At 67.2% G+C, this 5,963-nt stretch carries 5 protein-coding genes; 4 read left to right on the top strand and 1 reads right to left on the bottom strand.

Annotation, left to right across the window (positions count from 1 at the left end; translation table 11 throughout):
* On the top strand, positions 1-1,075 hold a 1,075-nt coding region (locus G3N99_RS33305; RefSeq protein ID WP_206124496.1), incomplete at its 5' end, for an ATP-binding cassette domain-containing protein.
* Positions 1,076-1,091: 16 nt separating this feature from the next.
* On the opposite strand, the gene G3N99_RS33300 is transcribed toward G3N99_RS33305, so the two are convergent.
* Positions 1,092-2,171: an MBL fold metallo-hydrolase gene (locus G3N99_RS33300; RefSeq protein ID WP_174935863.1), complete on the bottom strand. Its 1,080-nt coding sequence runs from the start codon at positions 2,169-2,171 to the stop codon at positions 1,092-1,094.
* A 304-nt stretch (positions 2,172-2,475) separates the two neighbouring features.
* Here G3N99_RS33300 and aceK point away from each other — a divergent pair, with 304 nt between their 5' ends.
* From aceK to G3N99_RS33285, 3 genes are all read left to right on the top strand, one after another.
* A complete protein-coding gene (aceK, locus tag G3N99_RS33295; protein WP_174943981.1) occupies positions 2,476-4,293 on the top strand; it encodes a bifunctional isocitrate dehydrogenase kinase/phosphatase in 1,818 nt (605 codons plus the stop codon).
* Positions 4,294-4,348: 55 nt separating this feature from the next.
* The gene (gene can / locus G3N99_RS33290; protein ID WP_206124495.1) at positions 4,349-5,116 is read left to right on the top strand and encodes a carbonate dehydratase; all 768 of its coding nucleotides are present in this window, start codon (positions 4,349-4,351) and stop codon (positions 5,114-5,116) included.
* Between the two features lie 111 nt (positions 5,117-5,227).
* Positions 5,228-5,905 carry an SDR family oxidoreductase gene (locus G3N99_RS33285; RefSeq protein WP_174937691.1) on the top strand — a complete coding sequence of 226 codons (678 nt, stop codon included), beginning with the start codon at positions 5,228-5,230 and terminating at the stop codon, positions 5,903-5,905.
* Positions 5,906-5,963: the final 58 nt, after the last annotated feature.

The raw sequence follows: 5,963 nt of genomic DNA, 5'->3' as shown, positions 1-5,963 counted from the left end.
CGCGGCGCTCGACGGCTGGCGCGGCGGCGTCGTCATCGTGAGCCACGACCGTGCGCTGCTCGCCGACGTGCAGCGCATCGTCGAGCTGACGCCGCAAGGCGTGCGCTCGTACGGCGGCAACTACGCGCTCTACCGCGCGCACCGCGACGCGGAACAGGATGCCGCGCAGTCTGCGCTCGACAACGCGCGTGCCGAACGCGGACGCGTCAGGCGCAGGCTGGAACAGGAACACGACACGATCCAGCGCCACGCGGCCGCGTCGCTGCGCGAGGCGAAGACGGCCAACCTGTCGTCGGGGGCAAAACAGAGCCGCAAGGGCGCGGCGCGCAACATCATGGGTACGGTGCGGCGCCACCAGAATGAATTCAAGGCGACGCTCGACGAACGCGTGCAGGAAGCGGCCGCGCGCGTCGAAGCCGATACGCCCGTGCTCGTGTCGCTGCCGGGCACCGAGGTCAGCGCGCGCCGCCAGCTGTTCACGCTCGACCGCGCGCAACCGCCGTGGCGCATCGCCGGCGATGCCGACGCGATCACATGGTCGGCCAGCGGCCCGGTGCGCATCGCTTTGACCGGCCCGAACGGCTGCGGCAAATCGACGTTGCTGCGCATGCTCGCGGGCGAGCTTTCGCCCCGTTCAGGCGCCTGCACGACGCACGTGAGCGCCGCGTATCTCGACCAGCGGCTTGTGCTACTCGATTCCGATCGTTCGATCGTCGAGCAACTGGGGCTGCTCGATACGCCGCTCGCCGAAGGCGACCTGCGCAGCCGGCTCGCGCTGCTGCAGCTCGATGCGGTGCGCGCGACGCAGCCGGCACGGCAACTGAGCGGCGGCGAACGGCTGAAGGCCGCGCTCGCGTGCGCGTTGTGGCGCGGCACGCCCGCGCAACTGCTGTTGCTCGACGAGCCGACCAATCACCTCGATCTCGAATCGGTGCGTGCGATCGAAGCCGCACTGGCCGGCTTCCCCGGTGCGATCGTGGTCGCGTCGCACGACACCGCGTTTCTCGCGGCGCTCGACCCGACGCACACGATGCAATGGCATCGCGACGGGTGGCGCTACGAACCCGTCGCATGAGGAGGACGCCGCTGTATCAGCCGGCGGTACGGAACCGCAGCACGCCGTCGTCGCCCTGCTCGCGAACGAGTTCGCCCGCGAGCCACAGCAGGTTCAGGTGCGCGAGCGCCTCGCCGAGCGCGAACGTCATCTGGTGGATGTCGAGCTCGCGGCGGCGGAACATGATCGGCACGATGTCGGCCGCGCTCATCGGCTTTTCCGCGCACGCGACGCGCACTTCGGCCAGGCGCGCGTCGTGGTGTTCGCGCAGTTGCGTGATGCGCGTGCGCACGCCGCGGAACGGCTTGCCGTGCGACGGCAGCACCAGCGTATCGGGCGCCATCGTCTCGTAGCGGCCGAGCGACTGCAGGTACAGCGCGAGCGGGTTCGCTTCCGGTTCGAGGTCGAACACGGACACGTTCGTCGAGATGCGCGGCAGCACCATGTCGCCGGAGATCAGCACGCCGTCCGCTTCGCTGTGCAGCGCGCAATGTTCAGGCGAATGGCCGAAGCCCGTCACGACGCGCCAGGTGCGCGCGCCGATCGTCACCGCGTCGCCTTCACGCAGGCGCCGGTAGCGCGGCGGCACGGCCGGCACGAGATCCGCGTAGTAGCTGCGGCGGTTGCGCAGCTTGTCGAGCGCGGCCGGATCGGTGAGCCCGTGGCGCGCGAAGTGATCGGCGGCGGCCGCGCCGCCCGCGTTCGAGCCGTTGCCGGCCGCCATCAGGCAGCCGAACATGTACTCGCCGAGCGTCATCCACAGCCGCACGTTCCAGCGGCCCTTGTCGCCGCCTTCGCACAGCCAGTTCGCGAGGCCGAAGTGATCGGGGTGGCAGTGCGTGACGAGCACGCGCAGCACGGGCAGGCCGTCGAGATGCGTGTCGAAGATCTGCTCCCAGTGCGTGCGGATCGCATCCGACGAGATCCCGCAATCGACGATCGTCCAGCCGGCCTGCCCGTCGATCTCGTCGCGCAGCAGCCAGAGGTTGATGTGATCGAGCGAGAACGGCAGCGGCATGCGCAGCCAGCGCACGCCGGGCGCGACCTCGAACGTGTCGCCCGCGGCGGGCAGCGTGTCGGCGAAGGGATAGTCGAGTTGGTGTTCCAGTGCGTTCATCGGTGGGGCGTCTCGTCGTTATCGGTGCGAATGCGCGCCGGCGGCAGGCCGTGGCGGGCGTTCCGTCGATTCTATCGCCGTCCCGGGGAACGCGTGCCCGGCGGCCAGCACCCCGTCAAAAAAAGTTCGTGCCAGAATCGGTTCCGTACCCGTATCTTTACGCGAAGATGCCCCGAACGGCCTCCAACGGTGGATAACCCGCCGCTTGCCGGCCGGCCGCGCATCGCCGCGAAGCCCTTGAACCGCCCGCTTGGGCGCTAAAATGGCGAGTGCTTACAGCCCCTCCCGAACGAGCCTGCACGCGATGAATCACTTCCCCAAACTGCTGTCTTCGCAGATCGGTTTCGACGTCGCGCAGACGATGCTCGAAAACTTCGACCGCCACTACCGGATCTTCCGCGACGCGGCCGTCGAGGCGAAGACGCTGTACGAGCATGGCGACTGGCACGGGCTGCAGCGGCTCGCGCGCGAGCGGATCACGTCGTATGACGATCGCGTGAAGGAATGCGTCGAGGTGCTGGAAGACGAATACGACGCGGAAAACATCGACGACGAAGTGTGGCAGCAGATCAAGCTGCACTACATCGGCCTGCTCACGTCGCACCGCCAGCCCGAGTGCGCGGAGACCTTCTTCAATTCGGTGTGCTGCAAGATCCTGCACCGCTCGTACTTCAGCAACGATTTCATCTTCGTGCGCCCGGCGATCTCGACCGAGTATCTGGAGAACGACGAGCCGGCCGCGAAGCCGACCTACCGCGCGTACTATCCGGGCACCGACGGGCTCGCGACCACGCTCGAGCGGATCGTCACGAACTTCCAGCTCGAGCCGGAATTCGACGATCTGCCGCGCGACATCGCGTGTGTGATGCAGGCGATCCACGACGAATTCGGCCACTTCGACGAAGCGCCGAATTTCCAGATCCACGTGTTGTCGTCGCTGTTCTTCCGCAACAAGAGCGCGTACATCGTCGGCCGCATCATCAACGCCGACCGCGTGCTGCCGTTCGCGGTGCCGATCCGCCACGTGCGCCCGGGCGTGCTCTCGCTCGACACCGTGCTGCTGCGCCGCGACCAGCTGATGATCATCTTCGGCTTCTCGCACTCGTATTTCCTCGTCGACATGGGCGTGCCGTCCGCGTACGTCGACTTCCTGTGCACGATCATGCCCGGCAAGCCGAAGGCGGAGATCTACACGTCGGTCGGCCTGCAGAAGCAGGGCAAGAACCTGTTCTATCGCGACCTGCTGCACCATCTGTCGCATTCGAGCGACCGCTTCATCATCGCGCCCGGGATCAAGGGCCTCGTGATGCTCGTGTTCACGCTGCCGTCGTTCCCGTACGTGTTCAAGATCATCAAGGATCACTTCCCGCCGCCGAAGGAAACGACGCGCGCGCAGATCATGGAGAAGTACCAGCTCGTGAAGCGCCACGACCGCCTCGGGCGGATGGCCGACACGCTCGAATATTCGAGCGTCGCGCTGCCGATCGCGCGGCTCGACCACGCGCTCGTGCGCGAGCTGGAAAAGGAAGTGCCGTCGCTGCTCGAATACGAGGACGGCAATCTCGTGATCGAGCACCTGTACATCGAGCGCCGGATGACGCCGCTCAACCTTTATCTGCAGAACGGCTCCGATAGCGACGTCGAGCACGGCGTGAAGGAGTACGGCAACGCGGTGAAGGAGCTGATGAAGGCGAACATCTTCCCCGGCGACATGCTGTACAAGAACTTCGGCGTCACGCGCCACGGCCGCGTGGTGTTCTACGACTACGACGAGATCGAGTACCTGACCGATTGCAACGTGCGCCGCGTGCCGCCGCCGCGCAACGAGGAAGACGAGCTGTCCGGCGAACCGTGGTATACCGTCGGCCCGCACGACATCTTTCCGGAGACCTACGGACCGTTCCTGCTCGGCGACCCGCGCGTGCGCGACGTCTTCATGAAGCATCACGCGGACTTTTTCGATCCCGCGCTGTGGCAGGCCAGCAAGGACAAGCTGATCCAGGGCGAATTGCCCGACTTTTACCCGTACGACACCGCGCTGCGCTTCCGCATGCGCTACCCCGCGCGCTTCGGCGCGACGGACCAGAACGATGGCGCGGGCGACGCACAGCGCGCCGCCTGACGCCCGCTACACCGCACCGATTGCGACCCGATTTCCGCCAACGGAAGCCACACCGATGAACACCCAAGACAATCCGCTTTCACACCTGTTCGACAACAACGACGCCTGGGTCAAGCACAAGCTCGAAGACGACCCGCAATTCTTCGCGCGTCTGGCCGACCAGCAGGCGCCGGAGTATCTGTGGATCGGCTGCTCGGATTCGCGCGTGCCCGCGAACGAGATCATCGGCCTGCCGCCGGGTGAAGTGTTCGTCCACCGCAATATCGCGAACGTGGTCGTGCACAGCGACCTGAACTGCCTGTCGGTGATCCAGTTCGCGGTCGACATCCTGCGCGTGAAGCACATCATGGTCGTCGGCCACTACGGCTGCTCGGGCGTGAACGCCGCGCTGCTCAACCGCCGCGTCGGCCTCGCCGACAACTGGCTGCATCACGTGCAGGACGTGCGCGAACGCCACTCGGCGCTGCTCGACGCATGGCCGGTGGGCGAAGCGCGCTATCGCCGCCTGATCGAGCTGAACGCGATCGAGCAGGTCGTCAACGTGTGCCGCACGACGATCGTCAACGACGCGTGGGCGCGCGGCCAGTCGCTCACCGTGCACGGGCTCGTGTACGGCGTGCACGACGGCCGGATGCGCAACCTCGGGATGGCCGTGTCGAGCTTCGAAGCACTCGACGAGACCTACACGCGTTGCGTGGCCGCGCTCATCGCCGGCGGCGAGCATGCACCGGACAACGACATGATCGCGGCAGACGCCGCACGGCTCGAGGGCGTCGCGCAGGCTGTCGCCGCCACGCTGAAGCCGTGCGACGACGCGAAGTAACGCCCCCGCCTGCGCGGCGGTCACTGCGCAGGCGTACAGTCGTGCCACCCATCGAACGAATCTGATCCCGGCGCTGCCGCCACGGCGGCGCCAAGCAAAGGAGCGACGAGCATGAAAACCGCATTGATCGTCGGTGCATCGCGCGGCCTCGGCCGTGAATTCGTCCGCCAATACCGGCGCGACGGCTGGAACGTGATCGCCACCGCGCGCGACGACGCGTCGCTCGACGCGCTGCGCACGCTCGGCGCGCAAGCGCATGCGCTCGACATCACGCAGCCCGAGCAGATCGCGGCGCTCGGCTGGAAGCTCGACGGCGAGCGGCTCGATGCAGCCGTGCTGGTGTCGGGTGTGTACGGGCCGCGCACCGAGGGCGTCGAGACGGTCACCGCCGAGGATTTCGACGCGGTGATGCATACGAACGTGCGCGGGCCGATGCAGTTGCTGCCGATCGTGCTGCCGCTGGTCGAGGACGCGCGCGGCGTGCTGGCCGTCGTGTCGAGCCGGATGGGCAGCATCGCCGAGGCGACCGGCACGACCGGCTGGCTGTACCGCGCGAGCAAGGCCGCGCTGAACGACGCGCTGCGCATCGCGTCGCTGCAGACGCGCCACGCCGCCTGCATCTCGCTCCATCCCGGCTGGGTGCGCACCGACATGGGCGGCGCGCAGGCCGCGATCGACCCGGAAACCAGCGTGACCGGCATGCGCCGCGTGATCGCCGAGTCCGGCGCGGACGTGTCGCAGGCAAACGGCCGTTTCTTCCAGTACGACGGTATCGAGCTGAGCTGGTAAGCCGCCGACAACCTTGCGTCGTTAATTCCCGTTTCGCATGATTTCGAACCGACCTGAC

Source organism: Burkholderia sp. Ac-20392, assembly GCF_017104585.1.
Lineage (GTDB): Bacteria > Pseudomonadota > Gammaproteobacteria > Burkholderiales > Burkholderiaceae > Burkholderia > Burkholderia lata.
The sequence above is the reverse complement of the archived record's forward strand: the minus strand, read 5'-3'. Positions and strand labels throughout refer to the sequence as shown.

Excerpts from the sequence above, each read along its gene's own strand:
- can (WP_206124495.1), top strand. The coding sequence starts at position 4,349 with ATGAACACCCAAGACAATCCGCTTTCACACCTGTTCGACAACAACGAC.
- G3N99_RS33285 (WP_174937691.1), top strand. The coding sequence starts at position 5,228 with ATGAAAACCGCATTGATCGTCGGTGCATCGCGCGGCCTCGGCCGTGAA.
- aceK (WP_174943981.1), top strand. The coding sequence starts at position 2,476 with ATGAATCACTTCCCCAAACTGCTGTCTTCGCAGATCGGTTTCGACGTC.
- G3N99_RS33300 (WP_174935863.1), bottom strand. The coding sequence starts at position 2,171 with ATGAACGCACTGGAACACCAACTCGACTATCCCTTCGCCGACACGCTG.